The 24,643-nt window shown below is 70.9% G+C and carries 24 protein-coding genes; 19 read left to right on the forward strand and 5 right to left on the reverse strand.

Translation table 11 applies throughout. The features are described from left to right. Position 1 precedes the first annotated feature (1 nt). Genes pheS through ACOPJ3_RS07150 form a run of 3 tightly spaced genes read left to right on the forward strand, consistent with a single transcriptional unit; the run spans position 2 to position 4,056 of the window. The gene (pheS, locus tag ACOPJ3_RS07140) at positions 2-1,042 is read left to right on the forward strand and encodes a phenylalanine--tRNA ligase subunit alpha (protein ID WP_427871142.1); all 1,041 of its coding nucleotides are present in this window, start codon (positions 2-4) and stop codon (positions 1,040-1,042) included. Further along, positions 1,042-3,660 (forward strand): phenylalanine--tRNA ligase subunit beta, encoded by a 2,619-nt coding sequence (gene pheT, locus ACOPJ3_RS07145; RefSeq protein WP_427871143.1) that lies wholly within the window; start codon positions 1,042-1,044, stop codon positions 3,658-3,660. Before pheS ends, pheT begins: the two co-directional genes overlap by 1 nt. Before the next feature lie 6 nt (positions 3,661-3,666). Next, the gene (locus tag ACOPJ3_RS07150) at positions 3,667-4,056 is read left to right on the forward strand and encodes a VOC family protein (protein WP_427871144.1); all 390 of its coding nucleotides are present in this window, start codon (positions 3,667-3,669) and stop codon (positions 4,054-4,056) included. 228 nt (positions 4,057-4,284) lie between these two features. On the opposite strand, the gene ACOPJ3_RS07155 is transcribed toward ACOPJ3_RS07150, so the two are convergent. The 3 genes from ACOPJ3_RS07155 to ACOPJ3_RS07165 all read right to left on the reverse strand — a co-directional run bounded on the left by ACOPJ3_RS07155 (position 4,285) and on the right by ACOPJ3_RS07165 (position 5,937). Next, the gene (locus tag ACOPJ3_RS07155; protein WP_427871145.1) at positions 4,285-4,578 is read right to left on the reverse strand and encodes a DUF6766 family protein; all 294 of its coding nucleotides are present in this window, start codon (positions 4,576-4,578) and stop codon (positions 4,285-4,287) included. Between the two features lie 82 nt (positions 4,579-4,660). After that, positions 4,661-4,906 carry a CDGSH iron-sulfur domain-containing protein gene (locus tag ACOPJ3_RS07160; RefSeq protein WP_427871146.1) on the reverse strand — a complete coding sequence of 82 codons (246 nt, stop codon included), beginning with the start codon at positions 4,904-4,906 and terminating at the stop codon, positions 4,661-4,663. Further along, entirely contained in the window at positions 4,903-5,937 is a 1,035-nt protein-coding gene (locus ACOPJ3_RS07165) for an iron-containing redox enzyme family protein (RefSeq protein ID WP_427871147.1), read from the reverse strand. The genes ACOPJ3_RS07160 and ACOPJ3_RS07165 overlap by 4 nt, the downstream gene beginning before the upstream one ends. 200 nt (positions 5,938-6,137) lie before the next feature. Here ACOPJ3_RS07165 and ACOPJ3_RS07170 point away from each other — a divergent pair, with 200 nt between their 5' ends. Next, positions 6,138-6,872, forward strand: coding sequence for an SDR family oxidoreductase (locus tag ACOPJ3_RS07170; RefSeq protein WP_427871148.1), 735 nt, complete (start codon positions 6,138-6,140; stop codon positions 6,870-6,872). A 46-nt stretch (positions 6,873-6,918) separates the two neighbouring features. On the opposite strand, the gene ACOPJ3_RS07175 is transcribed toward ACOPJ3_RS07170, so the two are convergent. Beyond that, positions 6,919-7,341 (reverse strand): VOC family protein, encoded by a 423-nt coding sequence (locus ACOPJ3_RS07175; RefSeq protein ID WP_427871149.1) that lies wholly within the window; start codon positions 7,339-7,341, stop codon positions 6,919-6,921. 199 nt (positions 7,342-7,540) lie between these two features. On the opposite strand from ACOPJ3_RS07175, the gene ACOPJ3_RS07180 reads away from it, so the two are divergent. From ACOPJ3_RS07180 to ACOPJ3_RS07250, 15 genes are all read left to right on the forward strand, one after another. Continuing rightward, on the forward strand, positions 7,541-8,446 hold the full coding sequence (locus ACOPJ3_RS07180; RefSeq protein WP_427871150.1) for a VOC family protein: 906 nt from the start codon (positions 7,541-7,543) through the stop codon (positions 8,444-8,446). Between the two features lie 90 nt (positions 8,447-8,536). Next, the gene (locus ACOPJ3_RS07185; RefSeq protein WP_427871151.1) at positions 8,537-9,241 is read left to right on the forward strand and encodes a hypothetical protein; all 705 of its coding nucleotides are present in this window, start codon (positions 8,537-8,539) and stop codon (positions 9,239-9,241) included. Beyond that, positions 9,238-11,142, forward strand: coding sequence for a YhgE/Pip family protein (locus ACOPJ3_RS07190; protein ID WP_427871152.1), 1,905 nt, complete (start codon positions 9,238-9,240; stop codon positions 11,140-11,142). Before ACOPJ3_RS07185 ends, ACOPJ3_RS07190 begins: the two co-directional genes overlap by 4 nt. A gap of 88 nt (positions 11,143-11,230) precedes the next feature. Then, entirely contained in the window at positions 11,231-11,881 is a 651-nt protein-coding gene (locus ACOPJ3_RS07195; RefSeq protein WP_427871153.1) for a GntR family transcriptional regulator, read from the forward strand. After that, entirely contained in the window at positions 11,878-13,401 is a 1,524-nt protein-coding gene (locus ACOPJ3_RS07200; protein WP_427871154.1) for an MmgE/PrpD family protein, read from the forward strand. The genes ACOPJ3_RS07195 and ACOPJ3_RS07200 overlap by 4 nt, the downstream gene beginning before the upstream one ends. Beyond that, entirely contained in the window at positions 13,401-14,300 is a 900-nt protein-coding gene (prpB, locus tag ACOPJ3_RS07205; RefSeq protein WP_427871155.1) for a methylisocitrate lyase, read from the forward strand. Before ACOPJ3_RS07200 ends, prpB begins: the two co-directional genes overlap by 1 nt. Before the next feature lie 32 nt (positions 14,301-14,332). Continuing rightward, entirely contained in the window at positions 14,333-15,475 is a 1,143-nt protein-coding gene (locus ACOPJ3_RS07210) for a bifunctional 2-methylcitrate synthase/citrate synthase (RefSeq protein ID WP_427871156.1), read from the forward strand. A gap of 114 nt (positions 15,476-15,589) precedes the next feature. Beyond that, a complete protein-coding gene (locus ACOPJ3_RS07215; RefSeq protein ID WP_427871157.1) occupies positions 15,590-16,366 on the forward strand; it encodes an enoyl-CoA hydratase-related protein in 777 nt (258 codons plus the stop codon). Between the two features lie 146 nt (positions 16,367-16,512). Then, complete coding sequence (gene argC, locus ACOPJ3_RS07220) at positions 16,513-17,586, forward strand: N-acetyl-gamma-glutamyl-phosphate reductase (protein WP_427871158.1); 1,074 nt, start codon at positions 16,513-16,515, stop codon at positions 17,584-17,586. 88 nt (positions 17,587-17,674) lie between these two features. Further along, positions 17,675-18,847, forward strand: coding sequence for a bifunctional glutamate N-acetyltransferase/amino-acid acetyltransferase ArgJ (gene argJ / locus ACOPJ3_RS07225; protein ID WP_427871159.1), 1,173 nt, complete (start codon positions 17,675-17,677; stop codon positions 18,845-18,847). 13 nt (positions 18,848-18,860) lie between these two features. Beyond that, positions 18,861-19,763, forward strand: coding sequence for an acetylglutamate kinase (gene argB / locus ACOPJ3_RS07230; RefSeq protein ID WP_427868525.1), 903 nt, complete (start codon positions 18,861-18,863; stop codon positions 19,761-19,763). 9 nt (positions 19,764-19,772) lie between these two features. After that, positions 19,773-20,462 (forward strand): hypothetical protein, encoded by a 690-nt coding sequence (locus ACOPJ3_RS07235; protein WP_427868526.1) that lies wholly within the window; start codon positions 19,773-19,775, stop codon positions 20,460-20,462. A 71-nt stretch (positions 20,463-20,533) separates the two neighbouring features. After that, the gene (gene fdxA, locus ACOPJ3_RS07240; protein WP_427868527.1) at positions 20,534-20,854 is read left to right on the forward strand and encodes a ferredoxin; all 321 of its coding nucleotides are present in this window, start codon (positions 20,534-20,536) and stop codon (positions 20,852-20,854) included. A 2-nt stretch (positions 20,855-20,856) separates the two neighbouring features. Continuing rightward, positions 20,857-21,960 carry a succinyldiaminopimelate transaminase gene (gene dapC, locus ACOPJ3_RS07245; RefSeq protein WP_427868528.1) on the forward strand — a complete coding sequence of 368 codons (1,104 nt, stop codon included), beginning with the start codon at positions 20,857-20,859 and terminating at the stop codon, positions 21,958-21,960. 159 nt (positions 21,961-22,119) lie between these two features. Next, entirely contained in the window at positions 22,120-23,418 is a 1,299-nt protein-coding gene (locus ACOPJ3_RS07250; protein WP_427868529.1) for a citrate synthase, read from the forward strand. A gap of 232 nt (positions 23,419-23,650) precedes the next feature. On the opposite strand, the gene dapD is transcribed toward ACOPJ3_RS07250, so the two are convergent. Next, the gene (dapD, locus tag ACOPJ3_RS07255; RefSeq protein ID WP_427868530.1) at positions 23,651-24,607 is read right to left on the reverse strand and encodes a 2,3,4,5-tetrahydropyridine-2,6-dicarboxylate N-succinyltransferase; all 957 of its coding nucleotides are present in this window, start codon (positions 24,605-24,607) and stop codon (positions 23,651-23,653) included. Positions 24,608-24,643: the final 36 nt, after the last annotated feature.

Raw genomic sequence — 24,643 nt, forward strand, 5'->3', positions numbered from 1 at the left:
CGTGTCGAACACCAATCCGATCTCACAGGAAGCCGCCGATGCGGCCGTCGCCGCCGCGCTCGCCGCATACGCCGCAGCAGGCTCCCTCGCGGAGCTGAAGGCCGCAAGAACCGAGCACGCCGGGGAGGCCTCGGCCATCTCGAAGCTCAACGCGCTCATGCGCGAGGTTCCCAAGGAGGAGAAGGCCGCGACCGGCAAGCTCATGGGCCAGGCCCGTGGCCGGATCGAGGGCGCCTACAAGGGCCGCGAGACTGAGCTCGCCGAGCAGGAGGCGCGCGAGCGCCTCGTCGCCGAGACGGTCGACGTGACCGAGGCGCCCGTGCGCCGCCGGGCGGGCAGCCGCCATCCCCTCGCGCAGCTCCAGGATGAGGCAGCCGACATCTTCATCGGCATGGGCTGGGAGATCGCGGAGGGGCCCGAGATCGAGCACGAGTGGTTCAACTTCGACGCCCTCGGCTTCGATCCGGATCACCCGGCGCGCGCGATGCAGGACACCTTCTTCGTCGAGCCGGCCGACCGCCACCTGCTGCTGCGCACGCACACCTCGCCGGTGCAGATCCGGAGCCTGCTCGAGCGCGAGCTCCCCGTGTACGTTGTGGCCCCCGGCCGCGTCTACCGCACCGACGAGCTCGACGCGACGCACACCCCCGTGTTCCAGCAGATCGAGGGGCTCGCGATCGACCGCGGCCTCACGATGGCGCACCTGCGCGGCACCCTCGAGCACTTCGCGCGGCAGATGTTCGGCGAGGAGGCGCAGATCCGCCTGCGCCCGAACTTCTTCCCGTTCACGGAGCCCTCGGCCGAGATGGACGTGTGGCAGCCGCACGCGAAGGGCGGCGCGCGCTGGGTCGAGTGGGGCGGCTGCGGCATGGTCGACCCGAACGTGCTCGCGGCCGCGGGCATCGACCCCGAGGAGTTCCAGGGCTTCGCCTTCGGCATGGGCATCGAGCGGACCCTGCAGTTCCGCCACGACATCAACGACATGAGAGACATGGTTGAGGGCGACGTGCGCTTCAACCGTCAGTTCGGAGGACTGGTCTAATGCGGGTTCCGCTCAGCTGGCTCGGCGAGTTCGTCGAGCTCCCCGAGGACGTCACCCCCGAGGCGGTGCACGCCGATCTCGTGCGCGTCGGCTTCGAGGAGGAGGACATCCGTCGCTTCGACGTGACCGGCCCCGTCGTGGTCGGCCAGGTGCTCTCGCGCGAGCCCGAGGAGCACTCGAACGGCAAGACCGTGAACTGGTGCCAGGTGCGGGTCGCCCCCGAGGGGCAGCGCGCTGCCGACGGCGGCGAGGACGTGCGCGGCATCGTCTGCGGCGCGCACAACTTCGAGGCCGGCGACAAGGTCGTCGTGACGCTCCCCGGCGCCGTGCTGCCCGGCGGCTTCGAGATCGCGGCGCGCAAGACCTACGGTCACGTCTCGGACGGCATGATCGCCTCGGCCCGCGAGCTCTCGCTCGGCGAGGACCACGACGGCATCATCGTGCTCACGCGCCTCGGGCTCGATCCCGAGGTGGGCGAGGACGCGAAGGCGCTGCTCGGCCTTGACCAGACGGCCGTCGAGATCAATGTGACGCCGGATCGCGGCTACGCCTTCTCGATCCGCGGCGTCGCCCGCGAGTACGCCCACTCGACCGGCTCCCCGTTCTCGGATCCGGCGCTCGCAGGCTCGCCGTCCGCGGCCTCGGGCTTCCCGGTGGCCCTCGACGACCGCGCACCGATCCGGGGGCGCGTCGGCGCGACCGGGTTCATCGCGCGGGTCGTTCGCGGGATCGATGCGACGCGCCCGACGCCCGCCTGGATGGTCGCGCGCCTGCAGCTCGCGGGCATCCGCGCGCTCTCGCTGCCCGTCGACATCTCGAACTACGTCATGCTCGAGCTCGGCAACCCGCTCCACGCCTACGACCTCGCGAAGGTCTCCGGCGGGATCACGGTGCGCCGCGCCGCGCAGGGCGAAACCCTCGTGACGCTTGACGAGCAGGAGCGCAAGCTCGACCCCGAGGACCTGCTGATCGTCGACGATTCCGGCCCCATCGGGCTCGCGGGCGTCATGGGCGGAGAGTCCACGAAGACGGACGACGCGACGACCGACGTGCTCGTCGAGGCCGCGACCTTCGACCCCGTGTCGATCGCCCGCACCTCGCGCAGGCACCGACTGCCGAGCGAGGCCTCGAAGCGCTTCGAGCGCGGCGTCGACCCGCTCGTCGCGCGCGCCGCGGCGCAGCGCATGGTCGACCTGCTCGTGTCGCTCGGCGGCGGAACGGAGGACGCGCTCGGCGCCGAGATCGTCGCTCCCTGGCAGCCCGTCGCGATCCGGCTCCAGCTTGCGCGGGTGAACGGCCTGATGGGTGCCGATTACACCGATGAGGAGGCGCTCTCGGCCCTCGCCATGATCGGCTGCGAGATCGTCGAGGAGGCGCCCGAAGAGGGTTCGGCCGTCGTCGTCGTGACGCCGCCCAGCTGGCGCAGCGACCTGACGCGGCCCGCGGACCTCGTCGAGGAGATCGCGCGCATCGTCGGCTACGACCGGATCCCGTCCGTGCTTCCCGTCGCGCCGGCAGGCCGCGGGCTGACGCGCGGCCAGCGCCTGCGCCGCCGGGCAGCGAACATCGTCACGGCCGCAGGCCTCGACGAGATCCAGAGCTACCCCTTTGTGTCGCAGACGCAGCTTGACGCCTTCGGCGCCGGTGCCGAGCCCGTGTCGGACGACGTGTCCGAGGCCGCCGCGGCCGCCTCCTCGGCCGAGGCAGCCGAGGCCGGAGCGGATCCGGAGCGGCCCGTGACGCCCGTGAAGCTCGCGAACCCGCTCGACGCCGGCTCGCCGTTCCTGCGCCGCTCGCTGCTGCCCGGTCTCGTGACCGCCAGCCAGCGCAACGTGTCGCGCGGGCTCACGGATCTCGCGCTCGTCGAGTTCGGCAACGTGTTCGAGGCGCGTGGCGAGCTCGGCACCGAGAGCGTGCCGCCGCTCGCGGAGCGGCCGAGCGCCGAGACGCTCGCGGCGCTCGACGCCTCGATCCCGGCGCAGCCGCTGCGCGCCGCCGGCCTCCTGCTCGGTGACGTCGTCGACAAGCAGGCCGGCGAGGCCGCTCGCGCAGCCGATTGGGCCGACGCGCTCGACGCCGCGCGCACGATCGCGGGCGCCGTATCGGTCGAGCTCGTCGTGTCGCAGGGCGCCCACCGGGCCTTCCATCCCGGCCGCACCGCGGAGCTCTCCGTGCGCGTCGACGACGGGCTCGAGGTCGTCGGCGTGGCCGGCGAGCTGCTGCCCGAGCTCGTGGCCGCGAACCACCTGCCGGGCAGGGTCGCCGCGTTCGAGCTCGACCTGGGCCGGCTCATCGAGCTCGCACCCGCCGAGCCCGAGACCCGCCAGCTGTCGACCTTCCCCGCGGCGACGCAGGATCTCACGCTTGTGCTCGACGCCGCGATCCCCGCAGGCGACGTGCTCGCGGTCGTGGCGGCCGGCGCCGGTGAGCTGCTCGAGGATGCGCGCATCGTCGACGACTACCGCGGGCAGGGCATCGCCGAGGGCGAGAAGGCGCTGACCTTCGCGCTGCGCTTCCGCGCCGACGACCGGACGCTCAAGGCGGAGGAGGCGAGCGAGTCGAAGCTCGCCGGCGTCGCCGCCGCCGAGCTCGCCTTCGGGGCGAAGCTGCGGGACTGAGCGCTCATGGCCGTGATCCCGTACCTGCTGCTCCCCGGCACCGCCGCGGAGGCGCTCGAGTTCTATCGCGGCGTCTTCGGCGGCGAGGTCGAGGCGCACACGTACCGGGAGTTCGGCCGCGCCGACGGGCCGGGCGACGCGATCGCGCACGGGACGCTCTCCGGGCCCGTCGCGCTGTTCGCCGCCGACGCGGGGGCGGACGAAGACGCGGTCCAGATGGGCGGCATGTTCTTCGCGCTGCTCGGCGCCGCTGACGCTTCGACCACCGCGGCATGGTTTGCCGCGCTCGCGGAGGAGGGCCGGATCCTCGATCCGCTGCAGCAGCGCAAGTGGGGCGACTCGGACGGCCAGCTCGTCGACCGCTTCGGAGTCCGCTGGCTCCTCGGCCACCCCTAGCTCGAGCCCGCCGCCGCCCCTTCGCTCCCGTCACCCCGCCGGCAAGCTGGGCGGGGCGGGTGTGCGGTGAGTCCGACTCGATCGCGGTGAGATGGTGGGGCGCGCCCACGGGCTTCGACTCGGCAGATCCTCGCTGCCTCAGGAAGATCGAGAACGCGACCATCGTTCCGACCGCGAGCAGCTCGAACTGCCAGTTCTACAGTGTTCGGTTCCAGAAATCGGCCGACATCAGGTATTCGGCGAGCGAAAGCTGCACGGCGCCGTGATCGGCGAGCTCCGCTGGACGAGCCGCACCGTCGCCAGGATGAACAGGAAGAACTGCAGATACTCTGACTGCCAGTTTTCGGCCACGTCGACGACGAAGTCCGACGAGGTGACGAAGGCGATCCAGCCGCGCGGGGCCGCACCGTGCAGCGCCTGCTCCTCGTTGAACGCCGCGAGCCCCGCGAACGACTGCGCACCGAGCGTCGCAAGGAACGCTGCGCCGAACGCGATGGACAGTCCGTGATCCCTGAGGCGCACGGCTATCTCCCCAGCGCGACGATCGCGAACATGGCGATCAGGCCAGCGGCCACGATCCCGGCCCACAGGCCGAAGACGATCCTCATGGCCCTGCCGCCTCCTCGGACGGAGGATCCTCATCGGGTTCCTCGTCATCGGTGCGAAACCCAGCCGCCTTGTGCGTCCCGTCGCAGTACGGCTTGATCGTCGACAGCCCGCAGCGGCAGAGCGCAACCGTTCGCCTCCGGCGCGGCACCGGCTTGCCCTCCGGGGTCAGGATCTCGATGCGGCCGCGCACGAGCAGCGGGCCGTCGGGGCACGGGGTGATGCTGGGGCGATCCTCGGTCACGATCGGGCTCCGGTGCGAAGCGAGCTTTCCCCCGCGGACCAGGCGTCGAGCATGTGCGTGGCGACGGCGCCGTCAATCGCGAGGCAGGCTGCTGCCCCAAACATGATGTCCGGGAGCAGCTCCGGGTGGTCCTCGGCGAGGGATCCCGCGAGATCCCGTGCCGCGATCTGTTCGTGCACCGCATCCGCCTCGACATGCTCGTCGAAGTAGTCGGTGACCTCCGCGCCGAATCCGAGCCGGCGAAATCCCTCGGCCGTGAGCCGATTCGGGATCGACGAGGTCATCTCGAACGCTGCGAGGTGACCGACGATCGCGCCGAGGAGCCGCCGATTGAGCCCGAACATCGACATCATGTTGAGCGATGCGAGCGTAACGGCGGGCACGTCGTCGAAGTACGCGCCGTACTCCCGGCTCAGCCCGGCCCCCTGCATCGTGCGCGCGTAGATCTCGGCGTGCACGCGGTCGGGCCTGCCGCCGCCGTACTCGTCGGACTGAATCTCGACGAGGGCGGCCTTCGCGCGGCCGGTGAGGCGAGGGATGGCCCAGGAATGCGGATCGGCCTCCCGCAGCGTGTAGATGGACTTCTGGATCAGGAACTCTTCGGCTTGCTCGAGCGTGGCGCGCTTCGCGAGGAAGCGGGCGGTCGAGGGCCCGTCGTCGTCGGCGGTCAGGGCGAAGAGGGCGGTCGCGACGTCGGCCTGCGTGGGCGCCGGATGATCAGGCTGCGTGACGACCTCCCGCAGCCGCTGCTCGAATGCCCGCTCGAGCGTATCCCGGAACCCGATCAGCTCAGGATCCCATTCCAGGCGCGGATCCAGGCCCGGCACGGAGCCGGTGAACGACGCGTAGAGGAAAAACAGGGCCGCCTGCAGGTCGTCGTCGTGCAGCATGTCGTCGGCGGGATCTCTGGGTCGCTCCGGCACGGTTGTGCCGAGGGTGTCGGTGTGGCCTGTGAGGCGTTCCAGTACGGCCTGGCTCACGGGCCCGCGGGGGCTGAGCGTTGCCCCCTCGAGATGGGACTGCGGAATCACTGATGGTCTCCTCGCGATGCGGTGGGCGGTCGGTGCCGCGTGTCCTCCGAGCCTTCCGTGGCCATAGTGGGGACGCCAGCCCCTTGCCGGGCGCCCGCGGATCCGCTATCGCGCGCCGATCTTGCCGGTTCTGCGCGCGCTGTGTGTTTGATCAGCGATAATTCACGCATCGCGTGCAGAACCGGCAAGGTGAGGGTGACATGAAGGTGGCGGTGGCCGGGGGAACCGGCGTCGTGGGGTCGCTCACCGTGCGGATCGCGCGGGAGCGAGGGCACGAGGCGGTGGCGCTCTCGCGGCGCACGGGTGTGGACCTCGTGACCGGATCCGGTCTCGATCTCACCGGGGTCGACGCAGTGATCGACGCGAGCGGAGGGACTACCGTGTCAGCGAAGGCCTCGCGCGAGTTCTTCCGCGCAGTCACTGAGCACCTGTTCGCGGCCGAGAAACGAGCCGGGGTGCGGCATCACGTTGCGCTCTCGATCGTCGGGGCTGCGGCGCACCCGCATGGCTACTATGCGGGGAAGGCGCTGCAGGAGGAACTCGTCGCGGCGGGCCCCGTGCCGGGCACGATCCTGCGGGCGACGCAGTTCTTCGAGTTCGCCCTCCAGAATGCCGTGCGGATCGGGTCGATTGCGCTGCTGCCGAGGATGCGCTCGCAGCCGGTCGCGGCGGCATCGGTGGCAGGGGAACTCGTGAGCCTCGCGGAGGCGGGGCCGGGCGCGGCCCCCGGCGTCACTGAGCTGGCCGGCCCGCGAGCGGTGCGCATGGCTGAGCTCCTTCGCGAGATCAGGGATTTTCGCGGGGAGTCCGGGCGCGTCATCGAGTTCCCACTGCCCGGACGCTTCGGCCGGACGCTCGCGAGCGGCGGCCTCCTGCCCGGCCCTGCGGCACGGCGAGACCCGGTCACCCTGGCGGCCTGGCTGCTCCGCGCATAGGCACCCGGCCCCGAGCAGCACCCCCCCCAAGCCCGCGCAAGTTGGGCTAGGGCTTGGGGGAGATGCTGAACATCCACTGGACCCCGAAGCGGTCCTTCAGCATGCCGAAGGTGTCGCCCCACGGGGCCTGCCCGAGCGGCTGCTGCACCTCTGCGCCCTCCGCGAGCGCGTTCCAGACGCCCTCGATCCGGTCGTCGTCGCCCCACACGCAGACGGAGACGCCGCCGGCGGTGGCATCCGGGGCCTCCGCCATCGAGCCGGGGAGGTCAGCCGCCATGAGCGTCAACCAATCCTCGGTGTCGAGCTGCCCGTGCATGATGCGGGTCGCCTCCGAGTCGTCGCCCATCATGCCCGGGATCGAGTCGTACTGCATGAGGTTGAGGCTGCCGCCGAGCGCCGAATGATAGAACTCGAGCGCCTCGCGCGCGTTCCCGTGGAAGTTCAGGTAGGGGTTCAGGCCGATCGACATGTGCGTCTCCTCTTCCGCGCGGCCTGGGCGACCGCGACCTCGCCCTATTGTGCGCCTCAAACCTCATGCATCTCCACCCGGATCTGGAAAATTGCCGGTGAAAACCTCATGCGCGCATTGTCAGTGTCAGTGCCCGGGCGGATACTGGGGGCGGGCCTCGGCATCTCGATCGGGGTGGAGACAGGGAAGAGGCCGGATCGTGTCCGAACAGAAGATCATCCCCAATATTTGGTGCAACGGCAATGCCGAGGAAGCTGGAGCGTTCTACGAGGGCGCGCTGCCGAACACGACCTCCCGAGTCGAGGCGCGGTACCCCGAGGAGGGGCTGCTTGATTTCCAGAAGCACATGGCGGGCAAGGCTCTCACCGTGTCGGTCGAGGTCGATGGAACGCTGCTTCGGCTCATCAACGCCGGCCCCGAGTTCACGCCCAACCCCTCGATCTCGTTCCTGCTGAACTTTGACCCGCTGTTGTTCGGAGGCGAGGAGGTGGCCCGCGCGGCTCTGGATCGCACCTGGGCCGCGCTCTCCGAGGGCGGATCGACGCTCATGCCGCTCGGGGAATACCCCTTTAGCGCCCGCTACGGGTGGGTCGCCGACAAATTCGGCGTGACCTGGCAGTTCATGCTCACGCGGCCGGCGGGCGAGCCGCGGCCCTTCGTGATTCCGACGCTGCTCTTCGGCGCGGCGGCGCAGAATCGTGCCGCGGAGGCGATCGCCTTCTACACCGAGGTCTTCGAGGATGCCGAGCTGGGCATGCAATCCCCGTACGGCGCGCCGACGGGGCCGGCGGCGGCCGAGTCGCTCGCGTTCGGCGAGTTCCGGATCGGCGAGCAGTGGTTCGGGGCGATGGACTCGGGTGTTGATCAGGACTTCACCTTCTCATGCGGCGTGTCGCTCGAGGTTCAGTGCCATGGGCAGCAGGAGATCGACCGCCTCTGGGCGGCGCTCTCGACGGTGCCGGAGGCCGAGCAGTGCGGCTGGCTCGCTGACCGCTTCGGCGTCAGCTGGCAGGTCGTGCCCGACAACCTGGAGGAGCTGATGCAACGCCCGAACGCCTACGAGCACATGATGGGAATGAAAAAGCTCGTCATCGCAGACTTCTAAGCGCGGGTTTCTGAGCGCTCCGTGACCGGGGTGAGGAGGTGTTCGGGATAGACTTCCCGGGTTTCCGGTGACAATGGGAGGGGCGTCGGAATGGAATTGCGCGCACGCGGAGTGAGCAAGGGGCCGCACGGCGGTGCCCTTCCCGCATGCGACGTGGAGCTCCGCTCCGGCGCGGCGGTGTTCGTCGAGGCGGAGACCGCGCAGCGCCCCACGGTCCTGGGCCTCATCGTGACGGGACGCATGCGCCCGGACACGGGCGAGGTGACGATCGACGGCGAGCCGGATCGCCGCAGGATGCGCCGGGCGCTCGCCCTCGTCGACGCGCCGGAGGTGAGTGAACCGCACGGCGACGTGCGCCTCGCGGACGTCATCGCGGAGGAGCTCATGTTCGCCGGTCGCCCGTGGGGCCCGATCGCGGTGAGGCGCGAGCTCGAGACTCGCGGACTTGGGCCAGACGCGCGGACGCCCATGGCCGACCTCGACCCGGGGAAGCGGGTGCGCGTGCTGTGCGAGCTCGCCCTCGAGCGGCCCGGAGTGGAGGGGATCGTGCTCGTGTCCCCGGATCGCCACGGCGGCGACCCCGCCGAGTGGTGGCGGATCGCCTGCGCCCTCGCGGCGGGCGGGCACGGCGAGCACGCGGTGCCGGATCCTGAGGCCGCGCCGGGCCCGGCCGTGCTCGTGATCGCGGGGATGGCCGCGCGCGAGGCGATTGCGGCGCACCCGGACGGCTGGCGCACGGGCGAGGTTTCCCCGCTGCGCACGGCAGTCCTCCCTCGGCAGGGAGGCGGCGCGTGAAGATTTTGCAGCTGATCAGGGCCGAGTTTGCGAGGCTGTGGGCGACGCCGATGGCGCGCCTCGCGTTCGTCGCGCTCATGTGCGTCCCGCTCCTCTACGGCGGCCTGTACCTGTGGGCGAACCAGGACCCGTACGCGAAGCTCGACCAGGTGCCGGCGGCGCTCGTCGTCGAGGATGCTGGGGCGCCGCCGCAGGACGCGGGCGACCCCAGGCGGGTCATCGGCGACGAGGTCGCGGACGGACTCGTGAAGGACGGCAGCTTCGACTGGCACCGGGTCAGCGCGAAGGAGGCGGCGAGCGGCATCGACGACGGCGTCTACGACTTCGCGCTCACGATCCCGCGGGACTTCACGGAGTCGCTCGAGTCCTCGAGCGGAACAGAGCCGCACCGCGCCGAGGTGATCCTCACCACGAACGACGCGAACAGCTACCTCGCCTCGACGATCGGGGAGCAAGCGGTGAAGCGCGTGCAGGCGCAGATCGTGCGGTCAGTGGGGGAGGAGTCCGCGCGCACGATGCTCGACGGGATCGCGGAGATCCGCGTCTCCCTCGTGGAGGCGCGCGACGGCGCGACGCAGCTCGCCGACGGCGCGGAGACCGCCCGCGACGGCGCGAAACAGCTCGCCGACGGGGCACACCAGGCGCACGCGGGCTCGACCGAGCTCGCGGGCGGCCTCTCGACGCTGCGCGACGCGACCGCGAGCCTGCCGGATCAGACGGCCAGGCTCGCCGACGGCGCGGCGCAGGTCGCCGCGGGCGACGCTCAGGTTGCGCAGCTCGGCCGAGAGGTGGCCGGCGCGAGCAACCAGGCGGTCGCCGACCTCGCGGCCGGCCGGGAGCAGATCCTCGCGGATCTCACCGCCTCGGGCGTCGACCCCGCGGTCGTCGAGCGGGTGCGGCAGCGCCTCCTCGCAGCGGATGGCACCCTGCAGAACGCGAACTCGAAGGTGCAGGAGACGAGCGCGCAACTCGATCAGCTCGCGTCGGGTGCGCAGCAGGTCTCTGACGGCGCTCGCGCGCTCGCCAACGCGTCGCCGCAGCTCGCGGGCGGGATCGCGACGGCGGCCGACGGGGCGTCGAGGCTAGACCAGGGCCTCGCGGCGCTCGACGACGGTGCCGGGAAGCTCGCGGGCGGCCTCGACCAGCTCGTGGCCGGCGCCGACGAACTCCGTGACGGCCTGGCCGACGGCGTCACGCGGATCCCGGACAGCAGCGCGGAGCTCCGCAAGCAGCAGGCCGCGAACATCGCCGACCCGGTCGATGTGCACACCGATCAGGTGACCTCAGCAGGGACCTACGGGGCGGGCCTCGCGCCGTTCTTCGTGAGTCTCGCCGCCTGGATCGGGATTTACGCGCTCTTCCTGATCCTGAAGCCTGTCTCGCGTCGGGCCATGACGGCGCTGCACACCCCCGTCAGGGTTACGATCGCGGGCTGGGCGACGCCGGCCCTGCTGGGTGCCGCTCAGATGCTCGCCCTGTTCGGGATCGTCGCGGGGACGCTCGGCTTCAAGATCGTGCACCCCCTGCCCGCGTACGGCCTCATGGCGCTCGCCTCCGCGACGTTCGCGGCGATCATCCTCGCTCTGAACGTCTGGCTCGGCAGCGTCGGCCAGTTCCTCGGCCTCGTGCTGATGGTGATCCAGCTCGTGACGGCGGGAGGCACATTCCCGTGGCAGACGCTGCCTGAGCCGCTCGCGGCGCTCCATCACTGGCTCCCCATGTCCTTCGCCGTCGACGGGCTGCGGCAGCTCATGTACGGGGGCGATCTCGCGCACGCAGGGGCCGACGCGATCCGGCTCGGGATCGTGCTCGTCGCGGCCGTGCTGCTCGCGGCGGTCGGCGTCTCCCGGATGATGCGCTCGCGCACCCTGCGCGACCTGCAGCCGAGCCTCATCGGGTAGCCGCGTATACACAAATCGGCGAACACCGGGTGAACGCTTGCGAATTTCCGTCCTAATGTATACGTTAGGGGTGTCGGAGGGAGTCGCCATGCGGGCAAGCGATCGCGCGTACGCCGCGCTCCTCGACGAGATCCAGAGCGGCGTTCTCGCGCCGGGCGCGGTCGTCGCCGAGGTCGAGCAGGCCGCCCGTCTCGGCGTGAGCCGCACCCCGATGCGCGAGGCGATCGGCCGCCTCGTGGCGGACGGCCTCGTTCGCCAGCAATCGGCGCGCGTGCTCGTGGTGACGGGATTTGATGCGGACGACATCCGCCGCCTCTTCGAGGTGCGCCGCGCGCTCGAGGAGGCCGCGGCCCGGATCGCCGCGGCGCGGGGCGACCGAGAGATCTTCCGGGCGCTCGCGGCGGACTTCGAGGCCGCGGATCCCGCGACGGCGAGCGGCGCCGACGACTACTACGCGCTCATCGCACGCTACGACGCCGCGGTCGACGCGGCGGCGGACAATACTTACCTCACCCAGGCGCTCAAGGCCGCGCGCACGCACCTCGTGCGCGCGCGGCGCCTCGCCCGCGACAAGCCCGAGCGACTCCTCGCCTCGGTCGCGGAGCACGCCCTCATCGCGAGCGCGATCGCGGCCCGGGATCCGGAGCTCGCGGCGCACGCCACACACGTCCACCTGCACAACGCACTCGCTTCGATTCTGAGCTCCGTCTCGGAGTCGCACACGGAAGGCACGAAATGACCGTCACCCACAACGTCCGCGTCTACAAGAGCGAAGAGGAGCTGCCCCGCGAGGGCCAGCTCGCCTGGAAGATCGCGGAGGTCGCAGCCGACCCCGTCGCGGTCGAGCCCGCGGTCGTCGACATGATCATCAACCGCGTGATCGACAACGCCTCGGTCGCCGCGGCGTCGCTGACGCGCGGCCCCATCGTCGCGGCGCGCGCCCAGGCGCTCTCGCACCCCGTCTCGACCGGGGGATCCGGCGCATCGATCTTCGGCCTCGACGCTGAGCGCACGAGCCCCGAGTGGGCCGCGTGGGCGAACGGCGTCGCGGTCCGCGAGCTCGACTACCACGACACCTTCCTCGCCGCCGAGTACTCGCACCCCGGCGACAACATCCCGCCGATCCTCGCGGTCGCCCAGCACGTCGGTTCCGACGGCGCGGCGCTCGTGCGCGGCATCGCGACGGGCTACGAGATCCAGATGGATCTCGTGCGCGCGATCTGCCTGCACCGCCACAAGATCGACCACGTCGCCCACCTCGGCCCGTCGGCCGCGGCGGGCATCGGCACCATGCTCGGCCTCGACGCCGAGACGATCGCGCAGGCCGTCGCTCAGGCGCTCCACACGACGACCGCCACGCGCCAGAGCCGCAAGGGCGAGATCTCGACCTGGAAGGCGCACGCGCCGGCCTTCGCGGGCAAGATGGCCGTCGAGGCCGTCGACCGTGCGATGCGCGGGCAGACCTCGCCGAGCCCGATCTACGAGGGCGAGGACGGTGTGATCGCCTGGATGCTCGACGGCCCCGAGGCCTCCTACCAGGTGCCGCTGCCGGCCCCGGGCGAGCCGAAGCGCGCGATCCTCGACTCCTACACGAAGGAGCACTCGGCCGAGTACCAGGCGCAGGCCTGGATCGACCTCGCCAGGAAGCTCCACGGCGAGCACCCCGAGCTCGCCGACCCGGCCAACGTCGAGAGCATCGTGCTGCACACGAGCCACCACACCCACTACGTGATCGGCTCGGGCGCAGGCGACCCGCAGAAGTACGATCCGAAGGCCTCGCGCGAGACGCTCGACCACTCGATCCCGTACATCTTCACGGTCGCGTTGCAGGACGGCGGCTGGCACCACGTCGACTCGTACGCCCCGGAGCGCGCGGGCCGCGCCGACACGGTTGAGCTCTGGCAGAAGGTCACGACGGCCGAGGATCCCGAGTGGACCCGCCGCTACCACTCGGAGGATCCCGACGAAAAGGCGTTCGGCGGCCGCGTGGAGATCCGCCTCGCGAACGGCGAGACGATCGTCGACGAGATCGCCGTCGCAGACGCCCACCCGCTCGGCGCGCGGCCCTTCGCCCGCGCCGACTACATCCGCAAGTTCCGGATCCTCGCCGAGCCCGTGCTCGAGCCGGCCGAGATCGACCGGTTCATCGCGCTCGCCGAGCGCCTCCCCGAGCTCACCGCCGACGAGGTGCGCGAGCTCAACTTCATCGCCCGCGCCGGGGTCATCGACCTCGCCGCAGCACCGAAGGGACTCTTCTAATGCTGTACTCCCAGACCACCCCGGCCGAGAAGCGCCGGCTCTTCCGCGAGCGCCTCGCGAGCGGCGAGCTGCTCCGCTTCCCCGGCGCGTTCAACCCCCTCTCCGCGCGCCTCATCGAGCGCAAGGGCTTCGACGGCGTCTACATCTCGGGCGCGGTCCTCTCCGCTGATCTGGGGCTTCCCGACATCGGTCTGACGACGCTCACCGAGGTCGCCGGCCGCGCGGAGCAGATCGCCCGCATGACGGAGCTGCCCGCGATCGTCGACGCCGACACCGGCTTCGGGGAGCCGATGAACGTGGCGCGCACGATCCAGACCCTCGAGGATGCCGGCCTCGCCGGTGCCCACATCGAGGACCAGATCAACCCGAAGCGCTGCGGCCACCTCGACGGCAAGGCCGTCGTCGACGAGACGACGGCGATCAAGCGCATCCGCGCGGCCGCCGACGCGCGCCGGGATCCGAACTTCCTGATCATGGCGCGCACCGACATCCGCGCCGTCGAGGGTCTCGACTCCGCGATCGACCGCGCGAAGGCGCTCGTCGACGCGGGCGCCGACGCGATCTTCCCCGAGGCGATGCGCACGCTCGAGGAGTTCGCGGCGATGCGCGCGGCGCTCGACGTGCCGATCCTCGCGAACATGACGGAGTTCGGCAAGAGCGACCTCTTCTCGTCGCAGCAGCTCGCGGACGTGGGCGTCAACATCGTGATCTGGCCCGTCTCCATGCTCCGGATCGCGATGGGTGCGACCGGCCGCGCCCTCGACACGCTGAACGAGGAGGGCCACCTCACGGGCAAGCTCGACGAGATGCAGCACCGCGCCGACCTCTATGAGCTGCTCGACTACGAGGCCTACAACCACTTCGACACGAGCGTGTTCAACTTCGAGGTCAACAGGTAAGAATTGCAGAGTCAACAGGTGAAGGAGCCGAAATGACTGACACCGAGATCCGGAAGGGCCTTGCGGGGGTCGTCGTCGACGAGACGGCGATCTCGAAGGTGAACCCCGAGACGAACAGCCTGCTCTACCGGGGCTATCCCGTGCAGGAGCTCGCGGCGACGCAGCCCTTCGAGGCGGTCGCCTACCTGCTGTGGCACGGCGAGCTGCCTGACGCCGAGCAGCTGGCCGAGTTCGAGCGGGTGGAGCGCTCGCTCCGCGCGGTCGGCGAGAGCACAATGGCGGTCCTCGACACGATGCCGGTCGACGCGCATCCGATGGACCTCGTGCGCACGGTCGTGAGCCAGATCGGCGCGCTCGACGAGACGCTGCACCAGCCGGGCGGCTGGACGAACCGTGAGCTCGATCTGGCCCGCTCGGCCGTGCTGTTCGCCCAGCTGCCGACGATCGTCGCCGCCGTCCAGCGGCGGCGCTGGGGCAAGGATCCGATCCCGCCCCGCGAGGATCTCGACTACGCGAGCAACTTCCTGTGGATGACGTTCGGCGAGCTGCCGTCCGAGGCCGCGGTCGACGTCTTCCGCGTCTCGATGGTGCTCTACGCCGAGCATTCCTTCAACGCCTCGACGTTCACGGCGCGCGTGATCGCCTCGACGACCTCCGACCTCTACTCGGCGGTCGTCGGCGCGATCGGCGCGCTCAAGGGCCCCCTGCACGGCGGCGCGAACGAGGCCGTCATGCACATCTTCGACGAGATCGGATCCGCCGAGAACGTGTCCGGCTGGCTCGACACGGCGCTCGCCGAGAAGCGCAAGATCATGGGCTTCGGGCATCGCGTCTACAAGCGCGGCGACTCGCGCGTCCCCACGATGCGCGCGGCGCTCGACACGCTGCTCGCCGAGCAGCAGGCCGACGAGCTGCGGGATCTCTACGAGACCCTGGAGCGCGAGTTCGTCGAGCGGAAGGGGATCTACCCGAACCTCGACTACCCGTCGGGCCCGGCGTACCGCCTGCTCGGCTTCGACACCGAGGTGTTCACGCCGCTCTTCATCGCGGCGCGCGTGACCGGCTGGACCGCGCACGTGATGGAGCAGGCCGCTTCGAACGCCCTGATCCGGCCCCTTTCGGCCTATTCGGGCGTTGATGAGAGGCACGTCGGGGATCCGGCGACCGAGAGCTGACACCGGCGACTCTCCGGCGACTCTCCGATGACTGGAGAACGGCCGCGGCCCACCTGTAGCGTTGAGGTGAGCCGCGGCCGACTCATTCGTGCGGGCGCGAGACGAGGAGCGACGATGACCGAGTACACCTGCATCACGACCGCGATCGATGGCCGCGTCGCCACGATCACGCTGAACCGGCCCGAGGCCCTGAACGCGCTGAACTCGACGCTCGTGACCGAGCTCATCGACGCCGCGCTCGGCTTCGACGCGTCGCCCGAGATCGGCTGCATCGTCATCACCGGCTCCGCGAAGGCGTTCGCCGCCGGGGCGGACATCAAGGAGATGGTGGATCAGAGCTACGCGGACATGCTCACGGGCGGCCCGTTCCCCGGTTGGGGCGGCTTCGAGCGGATGCGCACCCCGGTGATCGCCGCGGTCGCAGGCTTCGCGCTCGGCGGGGGCTGCGAGCTCGCGATGATGTGCGACATCATCCTCGCGGCCGACACCGCGAAGTTCGGCCAGCCCGAGATCAACCTCGGGATCCTGCCCGGCTTCGGCGGGTCACAGCGCCTGCCGCGCGCGATTGGCAAGGCGAAGGCCGCCGAGATGGTGCTGACCGGTCGCATGATGGGTGCCGAGGAGGCGGAGCGCTCGGGGCTCGTCGCCCGCGTCGTGCCCGCCGACGAGCTGCTCGCGGACGCCGCGAAGACCGCGGCGACGATCGCGTCGAAGTCGCTGCCTGCGCTGTACGCGGCGAAGGACGCGATGCAGGCCGCCCAGGAGATGCCGCTCGCCGAGGGGCTCCGCTTCGAACGCCAGGCATTCGCCGCCGCGTTCGCGACGGAGGACCAAAAGGAGGGCATGCGCGCCTTCGCTGAGAAGCGCGCAGCCGAATTCACGCACCGCTGATTGCTGCGCTCGCCGCGGGACGGGCCGCGGCCTGTGGATGGCGCGGATCCATCCACAGATTGCCGCCCATTTCCGGCCGATGCCCGCCCGATCGCGGCGAAGTGCCAGAATAGGAGGCATTCGCGTGCGACAGTGGAGGAGCGTCGATGACGTACAGCGTGGCGGTTGCCGGGGCCAGTGGATACGCGGGGGGAGAGCTGCTGCGTCTCCTCGCGGCGCACCCCGAGTTCGAGGTGCGCACCGTGACGGGGCACTCCTCGGCGGGCCGGCCGCTCATCGAGTCGCAGCCGCACCTGCGCTCGCTCGCGCACCTCACCCTGGGGGAGACGACCCCCGAGGTGCTCGACGGGCACGACATCGTGTTCTTCGCGCTGCCGCACGGGGCCTCGGGCGCGCTGACGGCGCAGCTGCGCGACGTCCGCCTCGCGGTCGACTGCGGGGCTGACCACCGGCTCCAGAGCGCGGAGGACTGGGCGGCCTTCTACGGCGGCGAGCACCACGAGGCCTGGACCTACGGGGTGCCGGAGCTCATCGTCGCGACAGCCGGGGCCGGCGCGGCGGGCACGTGGGACCGGCAGCGCGAGGAGATCGCCGGGGCGACCCGGATCGCGGCCCCGGGCTGCAACGCTTCGACCGTGGCGCTCTCGCTCGCCCCCGGCATCGCTGCCGGCGTGATCGAGGCCGAGGACATCGTGTCGGTGCTCGCGGTCGGGCCTTCCGGAGCGGGCAAGGCTGCGAAGACGCACCTGCTGGGGGCCGAGCTCATGGGCACGGCGAACCCCTACGCCGTGGGTGGCACGCACCGCCACATCCCCGAGATCAAGCAGTCGCTCAGGCGTGCGGGGGCGGCCGCCGAGCCGACCATCAGCTTCACGCCCGTGCTCGTCCCCATGAGCCGCGGCATCCTCGCGACGACGACGGCGCGCCTCGCGCCGGGCGTCACCGCAGAGCAGGTGCGCTCCGCCTGGGAGGACGCATACGTCGGGGAGACGTTCGTGCACGTGCTCCCCGAGGGGCAGTTCCCCCGCACGGCAGACACGCTGGGCGCGAACACCTGCCTCATGGGCCTCGCGATCGACGAGGCCGCCGGCCGCGTCGTCGTCGTCGCGGCCCTCGACAACCTCGCCAAGGGCACCGCAGGCGCGGCGATCCAGTCGGCGAACATCGCCCTCGGCCTCCCTGAGGCCACGGGGCTCAGCGTGGACGGGGTCGCCCCCTAGGGGCGGCCGAGCCCTCGCGTCGCCCGCCCCGGGCGGCGTCCGTCCACTATCGCCGCCCCCGCGGGCGGCTGGAAAGGATCAACGCACCGTGACTGTCACGACCCCAGCCGGATTCCGCTCGGCGGGCATCGCCGTCGGCCTGAAGTCGACCGGCAAGCCCGACCTCGCACTCGTTGTCAACGACGGGCCGGAGCGCGCGAGCGCCGTCGTCTTCACCACGAACCGAGCCCAGGCGAACCCGATCCTGTGGAGCCGAAAGGTCGCGCAGGAAGGGGCGGCTCGCGCCGTCGTGCTGAACTCGGGCGGGGCGAACTGCTTCACCGGCGACTTCGGCTACGAGACCACCCGGCTCACCGCGGAGGCCGTCGCCGCGGCGCTCACCGCCGAGGGCGGCGAGGCCGCCGACGCAGAGCGCATCCTCGTGTGCTCGACGGGGCTGATCGGCGCCGGCGATCAGGCCTTTCGCGACAAGATCGTGGACAACGTGCCCGCGCTCGCCGCCGCGCTCGCCGCAGACGACACGACTGCGCCGGCCGCGATCCTCACGACGGACTCGGTCGAGAAGACGGCCGTGCACGAGGGCGCCGGCTGGACCATCGGCGCGATGGCCAAGGGCGCCGGCATGCTGGCGCCCGGGCTCGCGACGATGCTCGTCGTGATCACGACCGACGCGCTGCTCGGCGACGCGGCGCTCGACGCGGCGCTCCGCCGTGCGACGGGCGTGAGCTTTGACCGCCTGGACTCGGACGGCTGCATGTCGACGAACGACCAGGTCACGCTCCTCGCCTCGGGCGCGTCCGGGGTCACCCCGGTCGAGAACGAGTTCGCCGTGGCCCTCGCCGGGGTCTGCGACAGCCTTGCGGCGCAGCTGCAGGCCGACGCCGAGGGCGCGAGCCACGACATCGACATCGAGGTGCGCGGCGCCGCGAGCGTCGAGGACGCGGTCGAGGTGGGCCGCTCGGTCGCGCGAAACAACCTGTTCAAGGCGGCGATCTTCGGCAACGACCCGAACTGGGGCCGCGTGCTCGCCGCGATCGGCACGACCGACGCGGCCTTCGACCCCTACCAGGTCGACGTCTCCTTCAACGGCGTGCGCCTGTGCCACGCCGGCGGCCCCGACCGCCCGGTCGAGGAGTGCGATCTGACGCCGCGCCGCACGCACGTCGAGATCGACCTCTTCGCCGGCGCGCACTCGGCGCTCATTCGCACGAACGACCTCACGCACGACTACGTGCACGAGAACAGCGCCTACTCGAGCTAGGGGCGGAGTGAACATGACCACGACCACGCACGCGCTCGACCACGAGCAGGCCGCGGCGAAGGCGCAGGTGCTCATCGAGTCGCTGCCCTGGCTGAAGAAGTTCCGCGACGCGATCATGGTGATCAAGTTCGGCGGCAACGCCATGGTCGACGACGCGCTCCTCGCGGCCTTCGCCGAGGACGTCGTCTACCTCCGCCACACGGGCATCCGCCCCGTGATCGTGCACGGAGGCGGCCCGCAGATCAGCGACATGCTGAATCGGCTCGGGATCGAGACCGAGTTCAAGGGCGGGTACCGCGTCACGACGCCCGAGGCAATGAGCGTCGTGCGCATGGTCCTCACAGGCAAGGTCAACCCCGAGCTCGTCGACGAGATCAACGCGCACGGCCCCCTCGCGGCAGGCACAACGGGCGAGGACGCGGGCCTCTTCATCGGGCGCCGGAGGCCCCCCATCGTGGTCGACGGCGAGCAGGTCGACCTCGGGCTCGTCGGCGACGTCGTCGACGTGCGCGTCGAGCCCGTGCTGGCGCTCCTCGAGGCGGGGCTGATCCCGGTCGTCTCGTCGATCGCCCCCGACGTCGACCGGCCGGGCGACTCGCTCAACGTGAACGCGGACGCCGCGGCCTCCGCGCTCGCCGTCGCGCTCGGCGCCGAGAAGCTCGTCATCCTCACGGACGTCGCGGGCCTCTACGCGAACTGGCCCGACCGCGACTCGCTCGTCTCCTCGATCACGGCCGCCGATCTCGAGCAGCTGCTGCCCGAGCTCGAGTCGGGAATGATCCCGAAGATGCGGGCCTGCCTCGACGCGGTGCAGGGCGGCGTGCCGAAGGCCGCGATCATCGACGGCCGCGAGCCGCACTCCGTGCTGCTCGAGATCTTCACCGAGCGCGGCATCGGCACCGAGGTCACCCCCTAGGGCGATGCGGTGGGCGCCTCGGAGGGACTCGCAGCGCTCGCCCTGCTGTGCTTCGCGGGCACCTCGATCTGGCTCGTCAGCCGGGACCTGCGATACGGGATCCTGCCCAATCGGATCGTGATCCCGGGCCTCGTCGCAACGCTCGCGCTGCTCGTGCTGTCGGCGGTCGCGCACGGCCTCTCGAGCGGCGAGTGGTTCCAGGCGCCCGGCCCGCTCGGGCACCCGGACCCGCGCGCCGGCAGCGTGGGAGCCGCGTTCTGGCCTGCGCCGATCCCCGCGGTGCCGTGGCTCGCCGAGACGCTCGGCGGGGCCGCGGCGGCGTTCGGCGTCGGAGCCGCGCTCTGGCTCGCCGTGCCGGGCGGTTTCGGCGGCGGCGACGTCAAGGCCGCGCCGCTCGCGGGCGGGGTGCTCGGCTTCGTCGGCGGCTGGCCCGGTGTGCTCGTGGGCTTCCTCGCCGCAGCGATCATCGCGGGGCTCTGGGGGATGCTCCTCGTCCTGTACCGGCGCCGCGGCGCGCGCGGCGACCCTGGGAGCCGATCCCGCGCATCACCCAGGTCGGGGCGCAGATCCGGGGCAGGAGTCGGGGCCAGGATCGAGTGGATCGACCGCCTTCCGTTCGCTCCGGCCCTCTTCGCGGGGGCGTGGATCGTGCTCGTGAGCGACGCGGCGCTCGCGGCGCTCGGGGCGGCTGCAGGCTGAGGGGGCGCACGAGAGTAGGATGGATGAATCGGAGTCGAACCTGGCTCCACCCCGAGTGAAAGGCGGGCAGCGTGACCTACGTGATTGCACTTCCATGTGTCGACGTGAAGGATCGGGCCTGCGTCGACGAATGCCCGGTGGACTGCATCTACGAGGGTGAACGCTCGCTCTACATTCACCCCGACGAGTGTGTGGACTGCGGCGCCTGCGAGCCCGTGTGCCCCGTCGAAGCGATCTACTACGAGGACGACCTGCCGAGCGAGTGGTCCGACTACTACAAGGCGAACGTCGAATTCTTCGACGAGATCGGCTCGCCCGGCGGCGCCGCCAAGGTCGGCGTCTACGACTTCGACCACCCGATCATCGCGGCCCTGCCGCCGCAGGGCGACTGAGCGTGCGCGGGCCGCTGCCCGACTACCCGTGGGACGCGATGCGGCCCTTCTCCGAGAAGGCGGCGCAGCACCCCGAGGGCGCGCTGAACCTCTCGGTCGGATCGCCCGTCGATCCGAGCCCACCGGGAGTGCGCGAGGCGCTCTCGGCAGCGACCGACGCGCACGCCTACCCGGCGACCGCCGGCAGCCCCGCGCTCCGCGAGGCGATCGCCGAGTGGTTCCTGCGGCGCCGCGGCGTGGCCGTCGCGCCCGAAGCGGTCCTCCCGACCGTCGGCTCGAAGGAGCTCGTCGCCCTGCTGCCGATGCTCCTCGGCCTCGGCGCGGGCGACGCGGTCGTGTTCCCGCGGATCGCCTACCCGAGCTACGCCATGGGCGCGGCCCTCATGGGCGCCGATGCCGTCCCCGCCGACGACCCGGCCGAGTGGCCGGAGAACACCCGCCTCGTGTGGGTCAACTCGCCCTCGAATCCCGACGGGCGGGTGCTTGACGCTGCGGCGCTCAGGCGCGCGGTCGAGCGGGCGCGCGAGCTCGGCGCGGTCATCGCGGGCGACGAGTGCTACGCGGAGTTCGGCTGGGACGCGCCGTGGGATGCGGATCCGATCCCGTCGATCCTGGACCCGGCGGTCGTGGGAAGTGACCACACCGGAGTGCTGAGCGCGTATTCGCTGAGCAAGCAGTCGAACCTCGCGGGCTACCGTGCCGCGTTCGTGGCCGGCGATCCGGAGCTCATCGAGCGGCTCCTCACCGTGCGGAAGCACGCCGGGCTCATGCTGCCGGCGCCAGTGCAGGCCGCGATGATCGCGGCGCTCGGCGACGAGTCGCACGTCAACACTCAGCGGGAGCTGTACCGCGCACGCAGGCGGATCCTCCGCCCGGCGCTCGAGGCCGCCGGATTCCGCATCGAGGGCAGCGAGGCGGGGCTCTACCTCTGGGCGACCCGCGACGAGGACGCGTGGGACAGCATCGCGGCGCTTGCCGAGATCGGGATCGTGGCCGGTCCCGGGCACTTCTACGGGGACCACTCGCCGCGGCACGTGCGGCTCGCCCTCACCGCGAGCGACGCCGACATTGCCGCCGCCGCGAAGCGGTTGTCCGCGGCACGCTGATCCGGATCCCGAATCGACATTTCGTTCGACGTCGAGATACTCTAGGGCGAGTGCGATGCATCGACGCGCGCAAAAGTGCTCCTCGCGGAGCCGATAAGGTGTAAGAGATGGCGAGTCACACCAGACGCCCGCCACCACGAGACCCCACGAGGAGACGAAGTGAGCGATTCGACTCAGGATCAGGCCCAGGCGGCTGCGAAGCTGACGTTCCCAGGGGGTAGCGCGGAGTTCCCGATCGTGCCCTCGGTCGACGGATACTCGGCGATCGACGTCAGCACGCTCATGAAGCAGACCGGGCTCACGGCCCTCGATTACGGCTTCGTGAACACGGCCTCAACCAAGTCGGAGATCACCTACATCGACGGTGAACAGGGCGTGCTGCGCTACCGGGGCTACCCGATCGACGAGCTCGCGAGCCAGTCGACGTTCCTCGAGGTCGCGTATCTCCTGATCTACGGCGAGCTGCCCACCGCCGACCAGCTCGCGGCGTTCGACGACGAGATCCGGCGCCACACGCTCCTCCACGAGGACATGCGCTACTACTTCGAGGGCGTGCCGCACACGGCGCACCCGATGGCGGTGCTCTCCGGCGGCCTGCAGACGATGTCGACCTACTACGAGGACTCGCTCGACACCGCGGTGCCCGAGTTCGTGGAGGTCAATACGATCCGCCTGCTCGCGAAACTGCCCGTGCTCGCCGCCTACGCGCACAAGAAGTCGATCGGCCAGGCGTTCCTCTACCCGGACAACAACCTCGGCTTCGTCGAGAACTTCCTGCGCCTGAACTTCGGCAACAAGGCTGAGAAGTACGTGATGAACCCCGTGCTCGTCGACGCGCTCGACAAGCTCCTGATCCTGCACGCCGACCACGAGCAGAACGCGTCGACGTCGACCGTGCGCCTCGTCGGCTCGACCGGCGCCAATATGTTCTCCTCGGTATCGGCCGGCATCAACGCGCTCTCGGGCCCGCTGCACGGCGGTGCGAACGAGGCCGTGCTCGACATGCTCGCGCAGATCCGCGACTCGGGGCAGAGCGTCGAGACCTTCGTCGAGAAGGTCAAGCGCAAGGAGGACGGGGTGAAGCTCATGGGCTTCGGGCACCGCGTCTACAAGAACTACGACCCGCGCGCCCGAATCGTGCGCGAGAGCGCCGGCCGCGTGCTCGAGGAGCTCGGCGTCAATGACCCGCTGCTCGGCCTCGCGCAGGAGCTCGAGCAGATCGCGCTCGAGGACGACTACTTCAAGGAGCGCAAGCTCTACCCGAACGTCGACTTCTACACCGGCGTCATCTACAAGGCGATGGGCTTCCCGACCAGGATGTTCACGGTGCTCTTCGCGATCGGGCGCCTGCCCGGCTGGATCGCGCAGTGGCGCGAGGCGCGCGAGGATCGCCAGACCAAGATCGGTCGCCCGCAGCAGCTCTACATCGGCTCGCCCGAGCGTCACCTCGACCGCTAGGGCGCAGGCCCCTCCGCGCGCAGGCGCCGGATCCCGCCCGGGATCCGGCGCCTTCTTCGCGCCTGGGGGCGGTGTGCGCTCGTTCCGCGTTCTGCGCTCGTTCCGCAGGATCCGGGCGCGAGCGTGTGAGCGAGCGCAGAATACGGAGCGAGCGCCGGCCGCGCGCCCCCTTGTTAGCGATTTCGGGGCTTCCGCGCCGCGCGAAGGCCCGAAATCGCTAACAACGAACGCGCTACGCGTGGAGCGCCGCGTTGAGCGTGATGCCCGAGCCCTCGCGGGGGAGCGCCTCGACGGCTCCCGTGCGCGAGTTGCGGCGGAAGAGCAGCTGCGCGACGCCCGAGAGCTCGAGCGCCTTCACCTCGACCGGCTCGCCGCCCGAGGTGTCGGTGCCCTTCGGCAGCACGACCTTCGTGCCCGCGGTCACGTACAGGCCAGCCTCGACGACGCTGTCGTCGCCGATCGAGATCCCGACCCCCGAGTTCGCTCCGAGCAGCGCGCGCTCGCCGATCGCGATCCGCTGCGTGCCGCCGCCGGAGAGCGTCCCCATGATGGATGCGCCGCCGCCGATGTCGGAACCGTCGCCCACGACGACGCCCTGCGAGATCCGGCCCTCGACCATCGAGGCGCCGAGCGTGCCGGCGTTGAAGTTCACGAAGCCCTCGTGCATGACCGTGGTGCCCGGCGCGAGGTGCGCGCCGAGGCGCACGCGCGAGGCGTCGGCGATCCGCACGCCCGCGGGCACGACGTAGTCCGTGAGCCGGGGAAACTTGTCGAGGCCGACGAGCGAGATGCCAGCGCGGCGAAGGTGCGGGATCCTGGCCGAGTAGTCCTCGGGCCGCATGGGCCCAGCGGTCGTCCACGCGACGTTCGGCAGCCGGCCGAAGATCCCGTCGAGGTTCAGCGAGTTCGGCGCCACGAGGCAGTGCGAGAGGAGGTGCAGGCGCAAATAGGCGTCCTCCGTGCTCGCGGGCGCCGCGTCGAGGTCGATCTCGATGTTCACGAAGCGCGTCTCCACGCCGCGCGCCTCGTCGCTGCCGGTGAGCTCCTCGAGCTCGGCCGGCGCGATCCAGGGATCCTGATCCGCGGGCCGCCCGCCGAGCGACGGCGAGGGGAACCAGGCGTCGAGCACGGAGCCGTCGTTCGCGACGGTGGCAATTCCGGAGGACCAGGCGAGGCGCGGTGAATTCATGGGAACCATCGTAACCGTGCCGAGATAGGCTGGTCA

Origin of the sequence: Leucobacter luti (assembly GCF_050310065.1) — a bacterium.
GTDB lineage: Bacteria > Actinomycetota > Actinomycetes > Actinomycetales > Microbacteriaceae > Leucobacter > Leucobacter luti_B.

What these genes read in the sequence shown, in the direction of transcription:
- pheT (WP_427871143.1), top strand. Translation starts at nt 1,042, where the DNA reads ATGCGGGTTCCGCTCAGCTGGCTCGGCGAGTTCGTCGAGCTCCCCGAG.
- argB (WP_427868525.1), top strand. Translation starts at nt 18,861, where the DNA reads ATGACCACGACCACGCACGCGCTCGACCACGAGCAGGCCGCGGCGAAG.
- ACOPJ3_RS07185 (WP_427871151.1), top strand. Translation starts at nt 8,537, where the DNA reads ATGGAATTGCGCGCACGCGGAGTGAGCAAGGGGCCGCACGGCGGTGCC.
- dapD (WP_427868530.1), bottom strand. Translation starts at nt 24,607, where the DNA reads ATGAATTCACCGCGCCTCGCCTGGTCCTCCGGAATTGCCACCGTCGCG.
- ACOPJ3_RS07200 (WP_427871154.1), top strand. Translation starts at nt 11,878, where the DNA reads ATGACCGTCACCCACAACGTCCGCGTCTACAAGAGCGAAGAGGAGCTG.
- ACOPJ3_RS07150 (WP_427871144.1), top strand. Translation starts at nt 3,667, where the DNA reads ATGGCCGTGATCCCGTACCTGCTGCTCCCCGGCACCGCCGCGGAGGCG.
- prpB (WP_427871155.1), top strand. Translation starts at nt 13,401, where the DNA reads ATGCTGTACTCCCAGACCACCCCGGCCGAGAAGCGCCGGCTCTTCCGC.
- ACOPJ3_RS07175 (WP_427871149.1), bottom strand. Translation starts at nt 7,341, where the DNA reads ATGTCGATCGGCCTGAACCCCTACCTGAACTTCCACGGGAACGCGCGC.
- argC (WP_427871158.1), top strand. Translation starts at nt 16,513, where the DNA reads ATGACGTACAGCGTGGCGGTTGCCGGGGCCAGTGGATACGCGGGGGGA.
- ACOPJ3_RS07215 (WP_427871157.1), top strand. Translation starts at nt 15,590, where the DNA reads ATGACCGAGTACACCTGCATCACGACCGCGATCGATGGCCGCGTCGCC.
- ACOPJ3_RS07195 (WP_427871153.1), top strand. Translation starts at nt 11,231, where the DNA reads ATGCGGGCAAGCGATCGCGCGTACGCCGCGCTCCTCGACGAGATCCAG.
- ACOPJ3_RS07170 (WP_427871148.1), top strand. Translation starts at nt 6,138, where the DNA reads ATGAAGGTGGCGGTGGCCGGGGGAACCGGCGTCGTGGGGTCGCTCACC.
- ACOPJ3_RS07210 (WP_427871156.1), top strand. Translation starts at nt 14,333, where the DNA reads ATGACTGACACCGAGATCCGGAAGGGCCTTGCGGGGGTCGTCGTCGAC.